Annotated in this window: 15 protein-coding genes and 1 tRNA gene; 4 read left to right on the forward strand and 12 right to left on the reverse strand. The window is 66.9% G+C overall.

Going from position 1 to position 16,142, the window contains the following annotated elements:
- Positions 1 to 31: 31 nt before the first annotated feature.
- The 7 genes from H8F24_RS16075 to H8F24_RS16105 all read right to left on the reverse strand — a co-directional run bounded on the left by H8F24_RS16075 (position 32) and on the right by H8F24_RS16105 (position 4,721).
- A tRNA-Met gene (locus H8F24_RS16075) sits at positions 32 to 105 on the reverse strand.
- A 59-nt stretch (positions 106 to 164) separates the two neighbouring features.
- Positions 165 to 1,121 (reverse strand): M23 family metallopeptidase, encoded by a 957-nt coding sequence (locus tag H8F24_RS16080; RefSeq protein ID WP_231597907.1) that lies wholly within the window; start codon positions 1,119 to 1,121, stop codon positions 165 to 167.
- Between the two features lie 211 nt (positions 1,122 to 1,332).
- Positions 1,333 to 1,803 (reverse strand): tRNA (cytidine(34)-2'-O)-methyltransferase, encoded by a 471-nt coding sequence (locus tag H8F24_RS16085; RefSeq protein ID WP_197155776.1) that lies wholly within the window; start codon positions 1,801 to 1,803, stop codon positions 1,333 to 1,335.
- A 3-nt stretch (positions 1,804 to 1,806) separates the two neighbouring features.
- Entirely contained in the window at positions 1,807 to 2,361 is a 555-nt protein-coding gene (cobU, locus tag H8F24_RS16090) for a bifunctional adenosylcobinamide kinase/adenosylcobinamide-phosphate guanylyltransferase (RefSeq protein ID WP_322758740.1), read from the reverse strand.
- A gap of 7 nt (positions 2,362 to 2,368) precedes the next feature.
- A complete protein-coding gene (pxcA, locus tag H8F24_RS16095) occupies positions 2,369 to 3,514 on the reverse strand; it encodes a proton extrusion protein PcxA (protein WP_197155780.1) in 1,146 nt (381 codons plus the stop codon).
- 45 nt (positions 3,515 to 3,559) lie between these two features.
- Positions 3,560 to 4,297, reverse strand: a complete 738-nt coding sequence (gene psb32 / locus H8F24_RS16100; protein ID WP_197155781.1) for a photosystem II repair protein Psb32 — start codon at positions 4,295 to 4,297, stop codon at positions 3,560 to 3,562.
- Positions 4,298 to 4,313: 16 nt separating this feature from the next.
- Positions 4,314 to 4,721 carry a tellurite resistance TerB family protein gene (locus tag H8F24_RS16105; protein WP_197155783.1) on the reverse strand — a complete coding sequence of 136 codons (408 nt, stop codon included), beginning with the start codon at positions 4,719 to 4,721 and terminating at the stop codon, positions 4,314 to 4,316.
- A gap of 86 nt (positions 4,722 to 4,807) precedes the next feature.
- Between H8F24_RS16105 and H8F24_RS16110 the strand changes: the two genes are divergently transcribed.
- Positions 4,808 to 5,503: a cofactor assembly of complex C subunit B gene (locus H8F24_RS16110; protein ID WP_231597908.1), complete on the forward strand. Its 696-nt coding sequence runs from the start codon at positions 4,808 to 4,810 to the stop codon at positions 5,501 to 5,503.
- Here the strand turns inward: H8F24_RS16110 and lptC are convergent.
- Positions 5,409 to 6,755: an LPS export ABC transporter periplasmic protein LptC gene (lptC, locus tag H8F24_RS16115; protein WP_197170236.1), complete on the reverse strand. Its 1,347-nt coding sequence runs from the start codon at positions 6,753 to 6,755 to the stop codon at positions 5,409 to 5,411. The genes H8F24_RS16110 and lptC overlap by 95 nt on opposite strands.
- Positions 6,752 to 8,365, reverse strand: coding sequence for a methionine--tRNA ligase (gene metG, locus H8F24_RS16120; protein WP_197170237.1), 1,614 nt, complete (start codon positions 8,363 to 8,365; stop codon positions 6,752 to 6,754). Before metG ends, lptC begins: the two co-directional genes overlap by 4 nt.
- 173 nt (positions 8,366 to 8,538) lie before the next feature.
- On the opposite strand from metG, the gene H8F24_RS16125 reads away from it, so the two are divergent.
- Positions 8,539 to 9,186: a Mo-dependent nitrogenase C-terminal domain-containing protein gene (locus tag H8F24_RS16125; protein ID WP_197170238.1), complete on the forward strand. Its 648-nt coding sequence runs from the start codon at positions 8,539 to 8,541 to the stop codon at positions 9,184 to 9,186.
- Entirely contained in the window at positions 9,176 to 10,990 is a 1,815-nt protein-coding gene (locus tag H8F24_RS16130; RefSeq protein ID WP_197170239.1) for an FAD-dependent oxidoreductase, read from the forward strand. Before H8F24_RS16125 ends, H8F24_RS16130 begins: the two co-directional genes overlap by 11 nt.
- Here H8F24_RS16130 and H8F24_RS16135 read toward each other — a convergent pair.
- From H8F24_RS16135 to rpmG, 3 genes are all read right to left on the reverse strand, one after another.
- The gene (locus H8F24_RS16135) at positions 10,973 to 12,775 is read right to left on the reverse strand and encodes a ribonuclease catalytic domain-containing protein (RefSeq protein WP_231597909.1); all 1,803 of its coding nucleotides are present in this window, start codon (positions 12,773 to 12,775) and stop codon (positions 10,973 to 10,975) included. The two genes, H8F24_RS16130 and H8F24_RS16135, sit on opposite strands and share 18 nt — an antisense overlap.
- 251 nt (positions 12,776 to 13,026) lie before the next feature.
- On the reverse strand, positions 13,027 to 13,248 hold the full coding sequence (gene rpsR, locus H8F24_RS16140; protein ID WP_010308434.1) for a 30S ribosomal protein S18: 222 nt from the start codon (positions 13,246 to 13,248) through the stop codon (positions 13,027 to 13,029).
- Between the two features lie 122 nt (positions 13,249 to 13,370).
- A complete protein-coding gene (gene rpmG / locus H8F24_RS16145) occupies positions 13,371 to 13,565 on the reverse strand; it encodes a 50S ribosomal protein L33 (RefSeq protein ID WP_197155791.1) in 195 nt (64 codons plus the stop codon).
- A 112-nt stretch (positions 13,566 to 13,677) separates the two neighbouring features.
- On the opposite strand from rpmG, the gene pheT reads away from it, so the two are divergent.
- Entirely contained in the window at positions 13,678 to 16,113 is a 2,436-nt protein-coding gene (gene pheT, locus H8F24_RS16150) for a phenylalanine--tRNA ligase subunit beta (RefSeq protein ID WP_197170240.1), read from the forward strand.
- The last annotated feature ends 29 nt before the right edge of the window (positions 16,114 to 16,142 follow it).

Consider the following 16,142-nt stretch of genomic DNA (forward strand, 5'->3'; position numbering starts at 1 on the left):
AAAAGCCCCTGATTTCAAGCAAACATGCGAATGGCTCGGGGGAGACTTGAACTCCCGACCTTGGGGTTATGAATCCCACGCTCTAACCAGCTGAGCTACCGAGCCTTGCCTTGGGAAGTGTAAAGGATGACCGTTCCCCCAGGATCCAGCCGGACAGATGCTGCTCAGGCGCGGGGTGGCAGGAACTGCAGGGGATTTGCGGCGCCCCTGGATGGGGGATGGATTTCAAAATGGAGGTGAGGGCCGGTGCTGCGTCCGGTGCTGCCCATCTGGGAGATCTGGGTCCCCTGGTTCACCTCTTCACCGACCCGCACCAGCAGGCGGCTGTTGTGGGCGTAGAGAGATCGGCTGCCATCGTCGTGGGTCAGTTCCACCAGGTAGCCGTAGCCGCCGTCGTGCCAGCCAGCAAAGGAAACCCTCCCGGAACGGGCTGCCACGATGGAGGTGCCGACGTTGTTGGCCACGTCGATACCCTTGTGCATCCGCCCCCAACGCCAGCCGAATCCGGAGGTGAAGGTGCCCTGTGCGGGCCAGATCCAGGTGGTGCGGGACGCGTCATTTCCGCCACCGAAGCGCCGCTCGGGGCCAAGATCTGGCTGATCGGGCCAGCTGAGGCCACCACTGCCGACGGGCTTGAGACCCAGAACCATGCGCGAGCGCCCCGGAGATGACTGGGCAAGGCGAACCTGACTACCGGCCACCAGGCGGGCCGTTTCCAGGCCAGGGTTCAGGCGCAGAAGCTCCTGCAAGGTAACCCCATAACGCTGGGCAATCTTGATCAGAGTGTCGCCTAAGCGAACCACCCCGGACTGCTCCAGCGGGGGCGGCTGCTGCAGAGGGGGTGTTCGACGCAATTCACTGGTGTCGAGCGCCAGCAGAAACTTTGCCTTTCGACTGCTCTGGGACGGCAACACAAGCCAGTCACCGGATTCGAATTCGTGGTCTTCGTTGACGTCGTTGAGCTTGGCCAACCGGGTCTCGTCAACGCTGAGTTCGTTGGAGAGATCTTCGATCGAAACCGGCTGACGCACCTTTACCCAGAGCTTGTCGAGGCTGGCGGCTGGGAGAGAGGCAACCAGAGCGTTTTCGACACGATCACCGCTCCAATCGGCGCGTGCCATGAGCCCAACAACGGGAATCGTGGCAACAGCGGGTAAAAGGATCAGCCAAGGCTTCATGGAGTTTCAGTTCATGCGGACAAGACCCGGTAGAGAAGCCACCATCTCCGGGCAGCGCAGACAGTAGCGCCCCGAACCCTTGCAAGCAAGCAAGCATCGACACCGAAAACAGGTGTCTCAGCGTAAGAATGCAGGCCAATCCTGGCTTCTGGCATCAGGAAAGTTGCCGCAGCGCCTCAAACAGCACCACCCCGACCGCTACGGATAGGTTGAGACTCCTGACGCCACCATTCCCATGGCGCTGACCGCAGGCCATGGGAATGGTGAGACAGTCGTCTGCGAGGGCCTGAACCGGGTTCGGTAATCCGTCCGTTTCCCGTCCGAACAGCAGCCAGTCGTCGTCTCTGTAAGCCAGATCGGTGTAGCCATGCTCGGCATGACTGCTCAGGGCCAGGAGTCGACCGCCACGACGCGCTCTCTCCTGCAGGAAAGCCTCCAGGTCGCCATGGCGATGCAGGCGCACCCAGGGCCAGTAGTCCAGGCCGGCGCGGCGCAGCTGCCGATCATCGATCTGAAAGCCGAGCGGTTCGATCAGATGCAGTTCAGTGCCGGTGGCGGCACAGGTGCGGGCCACATTGCCGGTGTTGGGAGGAATCTGAGGCTGGAACAGCACGACCTGTGGCATCGCTCAGGGCTCCAGCAGCTCTGGTACGGGCTGGCTCAGAGCCAGCAGATCAACAGCCCGCCCCTGCAGCACCAGCCAGGCTCCCGTGCACAGAGCCATCAACCGCTGCTGCAGGCGGCCCTGCCGATCGCGGAACAATCCGCCGATGGCTGTGGGGGGAACCACCCCCCAGCCCACCTCCTCACAGACGAGGACCACAGGAGCGGCGCAGTGGCCGATCGCCTCCAACAGGCCCGCACAGGCCGTTTCCCAGGTCTCCCCGTCCCAGTCGAGCCCGGCCGCCACCCAGGTGCCGAGCGAATCAACCAGCGCAAGTTGATCGGGGCCCAGCTCCTGCAGGGCCTCGGCCAGGTGGCGCCCCACCTCGCGGTTCTGCCAGCTTGAGGGGCGGCGGCGGCGATGCAGGGCAAGCCGCTGCTGCCAAGCGGGATCCTCCGGCAGGGAGGGCCCAGTGGCCAGATACACCACCTGGCGGCCCGAACGGGCGGCCAGGTGCTCGGCCCAGCGGCTCTTGCCGCCGCTGCTGGGGCCACTCACCAGGGTCAGACAACCGCGCAAGCCCAGCTCAGCCCCCACCATTCATGTTGCGCAGGGTCGCCACGGACGATGGAGACACACGGTTGAGATAACGGAAGATCCAGTATTTGAAAATCGTCGCCAGTACCACCGGGAAGGTGGCGATGAACAACATGATGAAATTCTCCCTGGCCGGCAATCCCAGGTGATTGGCCACCCCATCCAGCAGAACGGTCCAGCCCTCAGGGCTGTGGAAACCCACGAAGATGTCCGTGAACAGGATGATGGCGAAAGCCTTGGCACTGTCACTCAGGCCATAGACCAGCTCATCGAGAAAGCTGCGCAGCACCTGGATGTCCCTCTGGCCGAACACGCAGACGGCGATGAACCCGAACAGACCGCCAAGGTCGGCGAGAACGTTCTTGATGGCATGCGTGCTGTCCTGATCCGCCTCCTCCTTCAGATCCTGAGCCCGCTTGGCCAGCAAGGCATGGAGTTCCTCGCGCGAGGGGAGGGCCGTGCCCTGGAGCAACGCGTCGAACTCGATCTCCTCCCGGTAGACCCGCAGCTTCTCCACAGCCCTCTCCTCGAGCTGGGGCTTGGGATAGGTCAGAAAGGCATTATCCGGTGCAAATCGATCCACCAGTGGCGAGAACACATAGGCGCGGCTCACCTGCTGCATCAGCACCGGCACCAGGATCAGCAGCAACAGGATCCGCAGGGAGACCAGGGTGGAATCGCGCCGGCGCCGGAAGCCGGCCAGCACCGAGGCCTCGGCTTCCGGATCCAGCTGGCGCCTCACCTGGTCCACCACCCCGATGAGGCTGCGGGGCAGCACTTCCGGTGATCGGCTGATCTTGGGCAGGCGCTGTGGTCGTTTGGTGTAGTGCCCGACCACCGATTCAATCAGCTGCACCTGACGCAGATCCTGGCCGGCCAGTTCCTGGCGATGGGGCTCGATCATGTCCAGGGCGGTGCGGCACAGCTGCAGGGCGACGCGAAAGCGACGCAGCACCTGGGCCTCAACCGAGCGCGGAACGCTGAGTTCGATCTCAGGGCGCACGGGCCTGTCGTTGTAATACTCCAGCTCAATACTCTGGATCAGAAGCGCAGCTTCATAGCCGCGGGCCAGGTCACTGCTGAAATCCTTGGCCTGGGCACGGCCGAAGGCTCCGATCCAGTCGGTCAGGCCCATGGAGTGGCGGCGGCGATCGTGAACACCAATCTTCGGCTGTCAGGCTCAGCGTGAGAAGACCCACCAGGTCAGCATCGGCACAATTGTGCCCACCACCAGCAGCACGATCACCCAGGTGAAGGCATTGCTGTTGGCGGTCTCCTCACGGCTGGGCACATTGGAGGGCAGGCTCACCACTTCGGCCTCGGCAGCTTCTCCAGGATCCTCTCCACCCTGAAGCACCAGAGCCAGGCGATCCAGAGCCTCGACTGATGCCTGCCGATAACGGGCCCCATCCCGCAGCGGAGTCGCCATCGTGCTGCGGGCGGTGCTGGTGAGCAGATCGCGGGGCAACTGGCCATTCAGGGCAGGATCCACCACCACAGCGGCCGTGTTGGTCTGGCTGTCGATCAACAGAAGCAGCAGCGGATCAGGACTGGAAGCCTGCTTCCAGCGCTCGATCAGCTCCCGTCCCACTGCCGGCAGGGAAAGGCCGTAATCCAGCCGGTTCAAGGTGACCAGCCGCGCATCAATGTGAGCCCCTTCGAAGGCCGCAAGCTTGATCTCCAGCTCCGAGCTGGCTGCCCGGCTCAGAACGGAGGCGGTGTCGAGCACATGCTCGCCGGCTGGCAGATCAGGCAGATCCGCTGCCGAAACCGCCAGCGCCACCGGAGCTGGAACCAGCCACAGCACCAGGGCCGTCGTGACGGCCAGGAGCCAGCGGTGCCAGACGGGGAGGGTGTCCGGACGGTTAAGGGAACCAGCAGCAGCGGGCAGAACCACCTGGCGGGATGCGAAGTGCATGGATTCCAGTTTGCACTCAGCCGGCCAGGCTGTCGCGATTCAGCACGGCGATCACATCGAGGATCTGGGCAGCGCGTCCCTCGCCCAGCCTGAATTCGCTGGCCAGTTGCTCGAGCAACTCCTCCTCGGCGGCCTGCACCACGCGGTCGCAACGCACCAGCTGGGCAGCCATCGCCAGGCAGGTTTCCTGCTGCCCAGGATCCAGCGCCGGGATCGCTTCATGCAGCAGGGCTCGCCAGCCGGACTGGCGTAACTGATTGAGCAGCCCATCGAACAGATCCCCCATCGCCTTCTCGCTCAGATTGCGGTAGGGGCTTCGGAACTCCAACTGGCTGCGCAGCGCCCGGGCCTCATCGCGGCCCAGGGTGCCGTCACAGGCCACCGCCGCCAGGGCAACCGCGGCAAAGGCCTGACTCGGAGTCATGGGAAGAAGGCAGATCAGATTCCATTGCAGCAAGGACCGGTGAATCCGGCATCCTTGGCGATTGATCCACCTGCGCCCCTTTCCCCATGGACCTGCCCCTACCGGCCCGCTTCAGCCTGGGGATCGGGATCCTGGGGCTGGCACTGCTGGTGGCCAACCAGCTCACGGCCGGGCCTCCGTCTCCCGCGCTGGAGCGCGCCTCTGTTCTGGCCAGCCTGCTGGCGGTCGGGCTGATGTTGGTGGGAGTGCTGTGGACCAGGGCCATCCCCGAGGCCTCCGAACGTGTCGCCCTGGAAGGAGAGCAGGGGCTCCAGCTGAGTCGGGAGTGCTCCGAGTCACTGGCCCGAGAACTGGCATGGGGCAGCCAGATGCTGCTCACTGCAACCCCGGCCGCCGTGGTGCTGATCCACTGGCGCGGCACCACCCTGTTACGGCGAGGCCTGCTCCAGAGCGAAGCCTTCGTCCCTGGAGCGATCTGCGAGCGCAGCCGCCGCAGCGGCAAGGCCGTGTCGCTGGTGAATCTCAAGTTGTACCCCGGCAGGGCCGAATTCGAACCCCTGCTGGCTGGTGTGCCATCGGTGCTGGTACAGCCGATCGGTGATCAGGGCTGGATCCTGCTGGGGGGCTGGTCACCCCGCTGTTTCAGCCGCAGCGACCTCGCCTGGACCGAGGGCTGGGCCCGCAAACTCAAAGACGAATTGGCTCCGGTTCGCGTTTCGTCGTCTGTCCCGACCCCTTCGGAATCGTCAGCTGCGTCTGCACCCGGGCACCAGGAGTCGTGAACACCGCCAGCCCCTTGGAACCCATGCGACCCCGCAGCTTCTGGCTGCGGGTGATCTGGTCGTTGGCCTTGCGCCGCAGCACCACGTTTCCATCGGCCTCGATCACCTGGGTCTTCCAGTTCCACTGACACCGCTGGGCACGCAACGAATCACCGGGCTGATCCAGCTGGCAACCCCTCGGAATCGTGGCCAGCTCCTTATCGAGCTGCACCTCCAGAGCTTCACCGCGCACCTGCAGATCGCCGAACTGGCCCTCCATCGGCAGGTCCGTGCTGGCGATCTGCTTCTCGAGATCGAGCAGGGTGGCCTGGGCCCGCAGGCGGGATTTGTTGGTTGGGTCCTCGAACAGCACGGGAGCCTGCAAGCGCAGCACCTGCTGGATCGTGTTGCCCTCCAGGGCAGGGGATATGAGGATCTGAACCACTCCTGGCTTGAGGGTGCGGGTGCCCCGCAGGGGGCCGATGGCGATCAGGCGGCCGCTGCCCGGGTACCAGTCGGCTGTGGTGGCGCGGATGATCACATCCGGCCTGCGTTTCGGTGTGGCAAGAGCGGGGATGGCGTAAGCGAGTTCAGAGGCTGTTGGCTTTGCCTTGCTGCCGTCCTTGCCATTGCTGGTAGCGGTGGCTTTGTCATGAGCTCTCGGTGGCACTCGCCTGTCTTCGCTCTTGCCTGCGCCTTTCCCATCGCCCTTGGCAGCCTTGGTCCAGCGCTGCAGCTCAGGCTGACCACGCAACTCAAGCTTGTCCTGGTCAATCAGGAAGCGGGCCCTCTGGGCCACCAGGCGGGTTTCCTGGTTGGTGGCGCTGGGACGCAGATCGATCTCCATCAGCTGCTCGGAAGGAATCCAGCGCACCCGTTCGCCCTCGATCAGCACCGGCTGACTGCCAAGGCGCTGGATCCGGACCCCCCCTTCCAGCTGAATCACCTGGCCATCGTTGAGCACGGTGCCGCTGGTGGCCTCAATCCGATAGAGCGGCTTGCCCTTCGCATAGATGAGGCCGTGCGGCGAGCGCGCCCGTGCGATGCGGCGATTGAGGTCGTAACGGGCCTCAGGACTTCTGAGCTCCCAGGCGGGACGGCCCTTGGGATCCTGCTGGCGCAGATCCAGGGAACGGAACACGAAGGGCAGGGGATCCTCGGCCTGCTCCGGCAGGTTCGGAGCGCAGCCGACCAGCAGGGCAGGCAGAAAGAGAAGCGCAAACCAGCCGGGGCGGGGCCCCCGGCGGGGAAGGCGGAGGGGTGGGCAGCTCACAGGGGGGAGTCCAACTCCAGTCGACCCATCACGGGGGAAGGTTCGGGCAGTTCCAGACCCGGCTGCAGACGGCCCCATTGCTGGGCGACCTGCCAGGCCGTCGGTGTCGCGGCAGTGGACGCAGCTTCAAGCGATAGGGCTGCAGGCGAGGGCAAAGTCTCAGTGCCGGATTCAAAAGGCTCCTGGCCGAGTTGCTCCAGCATGCGATCCGACAGCTCCGGCAGCAGAGGCGCCAGCAGGACCCCCACCCAGCGGGTGGCCTCGAGCACGGCATAGAGATCGGCCGCCACCACCTCGCTCTGGCCCTCCTGCTTCATGCGGCTCCAGGGAGCCCGCTCATTGAGGAAGCCGTTGGCCGCGATGGCCAGGCCCAGCACGGCCTCAGCTGCCGTCCGGAAATCCAGAGCCTCCAGAGCGGCCGCGCTGCGATCGGCCGCGTCCTGCGCGGCCAGCGCCAGGGGATGGGCTGGATCTTCCCCCGCTCCGGCTGGAGGCACGCCCCCGTCGAACCAACGCCGCGCCATCGAGGAGGTGCGGTTGAGCAGGTTGCCGATCGTGTTGGCGAGATCGTTGTTCACCAGATCACTGAAGCGCTGCTGCTGGAAGTCACCGTCGTCGCCGAAGGGGATATCGCGCAGCAGGTACCACCGCACCGCATCACGGCCGCACCGCTCCAGCAACACCACCGGATCGAGCACATTGCCGAGCGACTTGCCCATCTTCTGGCCCTCACGGGTGAGAAAGCCGTGGCCGAACACCCGTTCCGGCAGCGGCAATCCGGCCGACAACAGCATCGCCGGCCAGTAGACAGCATGGAAACGCAGGATGTCCTTGCCGATCACATGCAGTTGCGCCGGCCAGCCACGTTGGAGGATCTGGTCCAGCACCACCGGTTCGTCCGGTTCGAGCAGGGCGGTGAGGTAGCCAAGCAAGGCGTCGAACCATACATAGAAGGTGTGGCCTGGGTGACCGGGCACTGGAATGCCCCAGGGCAGATCGATGCGGGAGATCGAAAAATCGCGCAGCCCCTGGACCACGAAATTCTCCACCTCCCGGCGGCGGCTGGCTGGCTGGATGAAGCCCGGTCGAGCAATCAGCTCCTCGATCTGTGCCTGATAGCGCGACAGACGGAAGAACAGGTTGACCTCATCGCGCCATTCCAGGGGGCGCTGATGAATGGAACACTCGGGATCCTCGGCGCCGGGGGCGTCATCCTTGAATTCCTCGCAGGCGACGCAATACCAACCCTGCTGGCGTCCCTCCACCACATCACCGCTGGCCTCCACCCGCGCGAAGAACTGCTCAACCAGCTGACGATGGCGGGGATCGGTGGTGCGAATCAAGCGATCGTTGCTGATCTGCCAGCGCGACCACAGATCCCGATAGGACGCACTGACGCTGTCGCAATGGGCCTGGGGGGTGAGGCCCGCCGCCTCGGCAGTGCGCTGAATCTTCTGGCCGTGCTCGTCGCAGCCGGTGATGAAGTGCACCTGATCACCGCACAGACGACGATGACGGGCGATGGCATCACAGGCCAGGGTGGTGTAGGTGCTGCCCAGGTGCGCCCGGTCGTTGACGTAATAGAGCGGAGTTGTGAGGGTGTAGGACATCGGCCGGAGGCTGGTGGCGGGGGACCGGAGTGGCGGGAGATTGGTTCTCGCTGCGCCGCCCTCTCAGACCTGCGCCCGCGGCCCTGCGTCGGGGCCGGATCCTACCGAGAGCCCCGGGACGGTTCCGGACCAGGATCCCCTCTCCTCTCTCTCCCCATTCCCCTTCGCCTGCCATGCCGGAAGGAACCGAGACCACCGGGCTGTGCAGCCTCGATGCCGGGCTCAGCCCGGCCTGCCGGCACATCTGGCTCGGGGCGCTGCACCAGCTCGCCCTGGCGGATGGAGATTTCTCCGAGGAGGAGCAGCACCTGCTCATCCATGAGCTCAAGGCAGAACTGCCCGACGACTCCTGGGACGGCATCCAGCAACCCGGTGACGGCGCCCTGGTGCATCGCTTCGGTGTGGGCACGGAGCTGGCCGAGCAGTTCCTGCGCAGCGCCGTGATGGTGGCCCTGGCCGATGGCCACATCAGCGAGGTGGAGCTGGACCTGTTGCAGCGCTGGAGCCGCGAGCTGCAGGTGGCTGAGGCGGTGGTGGCCCAGCTGAGCGTGGACGCCTGCGGCGTGCCCCATCCCCAGGCCCTCGACGGCCTGCGCCAGTGGCTCGATGGCATCCAGCCGAATGATCCGGCGGTGGCACGCTTTCTGGTGAAGCTGATCCCGGCCCAGTGCCCCTTCGAGCGGGACGTGGTGCTCTTTGGCCGCAAGCTGGTGCACATCCCGCCGATGTGCAAGATCAACCCCCTCTACGACCAGCTGGTGGCCCTGCGCTTCCGTTGCCTCTGCCGCCTCGAGGAGTCGGATGGCACTGATGCCACCTGATCTCAACGCCGGCCTTACCCCCCAGGTGCTGGTCTGGGGCGGCGGCAGCGGCGGCGTCGCCGCCGCCCTCCAGGCAGCCCGCAGCGGCGCCGACACCCTGCTGCTCACCCCCGCCTCCTGGCTGGGCGGCATGCTCAGCGCAGCCGGCGTCTGTGCCCCGGATGGCAATGAACTCTCTCCGTGGCAGAGCGGCCTCTGGGGTGCCCTGCTGCGGGCCCTGGAACACCGCGAGCCCAGCGGCCTGGATCACAACTGGGTGAGCTGTTTCGGGTTCCGGCCGCGAACGGCCGAGACGATCCTGCAGGAGTGGGTGGCGGCGGAGCCGCGGTTGCGCTGGTGGCCCGGCTGTCGCCTGCTCGACGTGCGCCGCTTGGGCGATCGGATCAGCGCTGTACGCGTCCAGGTCGGCCCTGAGGGCGGAACGAACCAGGGCGAGCGCCCATGGATCGAGCCGCAGCTGGTGATCGACGGCAGCGACCGCGGTGATCTGTTTCCCCTGGCAGAGGCCCCCTTCCGGCTGGGCTGGGAAGCCGCCGAAGACCATGGCGAACCCAGTGCCCCCAGCCGGGAGCGGTTGACCGGCGATCCGTTCTTTCGCCGCCAGCCGGTGCAGTCGCCCACCTGGGTGGTGATGGGCCAGCTGGATCAGGAGCGGTTGCCGGCCCCCGCAGAGCCGCCTGACCTGGCGGAACCCTTCCAGCAGGCCTGCAGCCGCTTTGGCCTGGAGCGCACCCTCACCTATGGCCGCCTGCCCGGCGGGTTGGTGATGCTCAACTGGCCGCTCTGTGGCAACGACTGGCACGAGGGGCTGGAGCAGGCCTTTTCGGGCGATGCCCTCCAGGACAACGCGCTGGAGCGGGCCATGCAGGCCCACAGCCTGGCCTTCCTGGCAACCCTCGAACAGGCCTGCGAGGGGGCCCTGGTGGCCGGCGATGCCTTTCCGGGGGCCCTGGCCCTGATGCCCTACTGGCGCGAAGGGCGCCGGCTGGTGGGCCGGGATCTGGTGCTGGAGCAGCACCTGCTGCCCCAGGGGGAGGGAGCCTCGATCGCGGCCCTGCCGCTGGAGGCCAGCGGCGCGATTGCAGCGATTGCGGTGGGGAACTACGCCAATGACCACCACTACCCGGGCGGTGACTGGCCCCTGGCGCCCAAGAGCTGCCGCTGGGGCGGCCGCTGGAGCGGCACGCCCTTCGCGCTTCCCTACGGCGCCCTGGTCAGCGCGACGGTGAGCAACCTGCTCGCCGCCGACAAGTGCCTCAGCGTCAGCCACATGGCCAACGGCGCAACCCGGCTGCAGCCGCTTGTGCTCAACATCGGCCAGGCCGCCGGACTGGCTGCCGCGCTCTGCCTGCGCCACGGTTGTACGCCAGCCGAGCTGCCGGTGCGAACACTGCAGGAGGCCCTGATCGACGACCGCCTGGCCCCAGCCAGCCCCGTGCCCCTGTGGGACACCCCCTGGCACCATCCGCAGCGGCGGAAGCGGCAGAAGCAGGTGCTCGATGATCCCTCGCTGCTCTCGCCTACAGGAACCTGGATGGGCCCGGCGCAGCCCGGCCACCAGCCACCGGCCTCACCCCACGAGCGGCTCTGGCAGGGAGAGCTGCGGCCCGATGGCCAGGGGGGTTACCGGCTGCGCGTATCCAGCCCAAGCCAGGCCGAGGCTGGCCGCGACTGGCCCCTGATCACCCTGGAGCCGGAGCTGCACCAGTGGCTGCTGCAGCTCGACAGCCCCCGATCGGTGCGGCTGATCGCCCATGCCAACCCCTGGGGGCCCTGGCTGCGGGCCTCACGCCTGACCGACTGAGGCCCGCCCCTGCAGACGCAGCTGATCGCGCAGGGGATCCACCTCGAGAACCCGAAGCAGCAGCGCATCGCCCGGATCGCTGCCTTCGGGGCATTCCGCCACCAGATCCATGGCCAGGTCTTCGACATGCACCAGAGCCAGCCGCTCCTGCGGACGGAGCCAGCGCAGAAACACCCCGGGCCACTGGTCACGCTGATGGGCCGCGAACCACACCTGCTGCCAGTGGCGGTGATCCTCACGGCTGATCTGAATCCCCTGCTTGACCGGGTCCTCCAGCTCGCTCAGCAACGCCGCCACGTCCTCCTCCGGCAATGGCGCCTGATCCGTCAGGGCGGCCTGCAGCTGGCGCTGCACGAGCAGATCGCCGTAGCGTCGGATCGGTGAGGTGGCCTGCGCGTATCCCTCCAGAGCGAGGCTGAAGTGGAGAGCCGGTTGGGTACCGGTGTGACTGCGACTGAGGCAGCGCTTGATGGCGGCGTGGCGCACCGGCCCCGGTGGCAACGCCTCAAGCTCGGCCGGCGACGGCAGCTCAGTCGGAAGCTGGCTGCGGTAGGGGAGTGCCAGACCCTCCCGGCGACCGAACTCGGCCACCACGGCCCCCGCCAGGATCATCGCTTCGGCCACCAGCAGCCGCGATGGACCCGGCTCGACGATCTCCAGCACCGGCTCGTCGCCGGCGGCGCGGATGCGGCCTTCGGGTTGATCCATCATCAGGGCGCCATGCTGCTGGCGCCAGCCACGCCGGCGCAGCAGCAGCTGGTGCAGGCAAAGCAGATCAGCCTCCTGCGGCGGCGCCAGTTCGATCAGCTCGTCGGCGTCGGCGTAGGAGAGGCGATAGGTGGGTTGAACCCAGCTGCGCTGCAGGCCGAAGTCGGCCACGGCCCCGGTGGCATCGAGCTCCACCCAGAGACTCCAGGCCGCACAGCGACGGCCCTGCACCAGGCTGAAGGGACCGGTGGAGAGGCACTCCGGAAACATCGGCAGGGTTCCCCCCGCCAGGTAGAGGCTGCTGGCCCGGCGTCGGGCTTCGAGGTCGAGCGCTGAACCCGCCGGCACCAGTCGACCCGGATCGGCCACATGAATCCAGAGGCGCTGCACACCACCCGGCAAGGTCTCGAGCGAGAGGCCGTCGTCAATGTCGCGGGTGTCGGCATCGTCGATCGTCACCATCCGGAGCCCGGTGAGATCCCGCCGCTGCTCATCGCCGGGCTGGGGCTGATCCGCCTGGGCGACAAGCTCTTCGGCCTCCGTCAGGAGTTCGTCGGAGAAGCCGTGCTGCCAATGGCTGCGAGCCAGGGAAGGCAGGTGGTGCGGCTGCCAGAGACCCAGGTCCACCATCAGGTGGCGGATCGCTCCGGTCTCGGCAGGGCAGTGGGCCACCTGCAGCGCCTGGCGCAGCTCCAGCGGCAGGGGGTCGGTGCTGTCGCCCCCGGCCCAGAGCATCAGCAGCTCCAGATCGCGGCGATGCTCGGGATCGAGAGTTGTGGGATCCAGAGGCTGGCGCCGCCGCAGGGCCTCATGCCAGCGGCGGCGGCGCTCCAGCACCAGGCGTTCACGGCGCCGGTCGCGCCGCAGGCGCCGCAGCTCATCCACCGGCCGGGGTTCCACAACCCCGTGTCGCCAGCGGAACAGCAGCTGGTCGCCTTCCAGCCAGAGCCAGCAGGCGGCGAGCAGGGCGGGGTTGGCCCCATCGCCGAGCAGGGAAGCGAAATCCGAGAGTGGTTGGGGCTGCCCGTCTTCCACCAGAAGGTGCCAGGCCTCGCCAAGCTGCCGTCGGGACGGCAAAGCCTCGGCCACAACCTCTGCGGAGAGGTTCCATGGCGAAGCCCCCAGACCCGCAGGAATATCAGCTCCTGAAGGCAGGGGGATGAGCAGGGTGATCTGACGCAGCGGCAACTGCTGCGGTCGGGCCAGAAAACCGGCCAGGACCTTGGCTTTGCCAGACTGCAGACCCCGAACCAGGGCCAGCTGGGGCCCCTTGTCCGTGCTCAGTCCGACCAGATCGCCGGGTTGGAGGGTCTGGGAAGCCAGAGGGATCAGCCCTCGGGATTCACAAAGGGAAGCAGGGCCACGATGCGGGCACGCTTGACGGCGTTGGTGAGATCGCGCTGCTGCTTGGCGGTGAGGCCCGTCAGACGGCGGGGCAGGATCTTGCCGCGCTCAGTGATGAATTTCTTGAGCAGATCGACATCCTTGTAGTCGATCGGGTCGCCCGGCTTGATCGGGGAGAGACGCTTCTTGAAAAAGGAACTGGCCATCGAAAAGAAAGAGAAGACGAAAAAACTGCGGCTGCAACGGCAACCCCTGAGCTCCGGCCCGCAAGCAGGAGCGGCTGGAAATCAGGATGAGGCGGAAGCAGACCACTGCTTCCGCCCGGACCTCACTTGATTTCCTTGTGGTTGGTGGAGGCGTTGCAGTGGGGGCAGAACTTCTTCAGCTCCAGCCGTTCGGTGGTGTTGCGGCGGTTCTTCTGGGTGGTGTAGCGGGACACACCAGGAGACCGCTTGGCGGGGTTGGACCGGCATTCGGTGCACTCGAGAGTGATCACGATCCGGACGCCCTTGTTTTTGGCCATAAAGGACGTTGCGCCGCGTGTGCGATGCGAAGTGACAAACGAAGACTTTACCGTGTGATGGTTCCCTACCCCTCCGCTCCCTAGGATCGACTGCCGTTGATGGACTGAATGGATGCGGGTCTCGCTCCAGTGGTTGAAGGAGCTCGTGACCTGCGAGCCGGACGATCTGCAGCCACAGCTCCTGGCTGAGCGGCTGTCGGTCGCCGGGTTCGAAGTCGAGGAGATTCATGACCTGGCGGCCCAGGCCTCTGGGGTGGTCGTTGGGCTCGTCGCGGATCGCCGGCCCCATCCGGATGCCACCAAACTGAGCGTCTGCCGGGTCGATGTCGGCAGCGCAGAACCGTTGCAGATTGTCTGTGGCGCCGCCAATGTCCGCGCTGGCATCCACGTGCCGGTGGCCCTGGTGGGTACCACCCTGCCGGCGGTGGATCTGACGATCAAGCCAGCCGAACTGCGGGGTGTGGCCAGCAGCGGCATGATCTGCTCCCTGCGGGAACTCGGCCTGCCCGACGCCAGCGACGGGATTGCCGTTCTGGATGATCTGCTCGCGTCCGTACCCCTGCCGGGCCAACCTGTGGGGCCGCATCTGGGCCTCGACGATCAGGTGCTGGAGCTGGCGATCACCGCCAACCGGCCGGATGGTCTGTCGATGCAGGGCATTGCCCGTGAAGTGGCGGCTCTGTTGGAGGCCTCCACCAGCCTGCCCCCAGCCGCGCCCGCGATCGAAGCCGCACCCCTGGCGATCGATGCAGCCTCGAGGCTGGCGATCGAAGCCGGTGGACTGTTCAGCGTCACGGCCCTGAAGGGCGTGCGTGTGGCGCCGTCACCCCAGTGGCTGCAGCAGCGTCTGGAGCGTGCCGGCATTCGACCGATCAACACGGTGGTGGACATCACCAACCTGGTGATGCTGGAAACCGGTCAACCCCTGCATGCCTTCGACAGCGATCGCCTGGCGCACAAGACCGCTGGCCAGGCCGAACCGGCAGCCCTGGGGTTGCGGCAGGCCCGCAGCGGGGAGTCGTTCACCAGCCTCGATGGCGAGTCGCGGACCCTGGATGAGGAAGCCCTGGTGGTCACCTACGCCGATCAGGCGATTGCCCTGGCCGGCGTGATCGGCGGCCTTGAGGAGGCGGTTCAGAACGACACCACATCCCTGTGGCTGGAAGCCGCCGTGTTTGCGCCCCAGGCCGTGCGGCGGTCGGCCCGTAGCCAGGGTCTGCGCACCGAGGCCAGCCTGCGCTTTGAGAAGGGTCTGCCGCGGGAAGCCACCCTGGCGGCCGCGGATCGGGCCGTGCAGCTGCTGATCGAGCTGGCCGGCGCCGAACTGGAGGGCCGTTGGCTGCATCAGCGGCCCCAGGAGCCGGTTCAGCCCCTGAGGCTGCGCCGCGAAGCCCTGCACAACCTGCTCGGGCCGGTGGTGGTGGACGGCGAAGAAGAGGATCTCGAGGAGGGGCGCATCGCGGCCACCCTCACGGCCCTGGGCTGCGTGCTGAAGGACAGCGACGATGGCTGGAGTGTGGTCGTCCCCCCCTCGCGCCGCATGGACCTGCAGCGGGAAGTGGATCTGATCGAGGAGGTGGCCCGCCTGGTGGGCTACGACCAGTTCGCCTGCCATCTGCCCGACCCCCTGCTCCCCGGCGGCCTCGAACCTGCCCAGCTGGCCGAGCGCCGGTTGCGCCGCGCCCTCTGCGCGGCTGGTCTGCAGGAAACCTGCAGCCTCTCGCTGGTGCCCCAGGCTGCCGGGCGGCTGCCACTGGCCAACCCCCTGCTGGCGGATTACGGCCATCTGCGCGACAACCTGCACGAAGAATTGCTCCAGGCGGCCCGCCGCAACCTCCAGGCCTCCCAAAACGGCTTCTGGGCCTTCGAGATCGGCCAGGTCTTCGATGCCGATGGTGTCGAACGGCAGCAGCTGGTGGGGGTGCTGGCCGGCGAACGCCGCGCCGAGCGCTGGACCAGCAGCGGCAAACCCCAGCCGCCTGGCTACTTCCAGGCCCGGGGCGTCTTGCAGGCGGCGCTGCAGACCCTGAAGCTGCCCGTGGACGATCGCCCGCTCACCGATCAGCCCCTGCTGCATCCCGGTCGTGCTGCCACGCTGCTGGTCGAGGGCCGGCCGGCCGGCTGGTTCGGCCAGCTGCATCCCGAGCAGGCCGACCAACACGACCTGCCGGAGGCCACCTACCTGTTCACCCTGGCCCTGGAGCCGCTGCTCTGCGCCGCCACACGCCGCAACCGCTGGCAACCCGCCTTCGCTCCCTTCGCCACAGTGCCGGCCTCCGAGCGGGATCTGGCCCTGGTGGTGCCGCAGGCCACCCGGGCGGCCGACCTGCTCAGCACCATCCGCAAGGCGGGCAAGCCCCTGCTGGAGCAGGCGGAGCTGGTGGATCGCTATGAGGGCACGCAGCTGGGGGATGGCCAGTGCAGCCAGGCCTTCCGGCTGCGCTACCGCGATCCGAAGCGCACCCTCACCGACGATCAGGTGGATGGGGCCCAGGCGAAGATCCGTGCGGCGCTCGAAAAGCAGTTCGGGGCCCAGCTGCGCAGCTGAGCCTGCGTTCACCGCCTGGGCATCGCTGA

It is taken from the genome of Synechococcus sp. CBW1002 (genome assembly GCF_015840915.1).
In the GTDB taxonomy this organism is placed as follows: domain Bacteria; phylum Cyanobacteriota; class Cyanobacteriia; order PCC-6307; family Cyanobiaceae; genus CBW1002.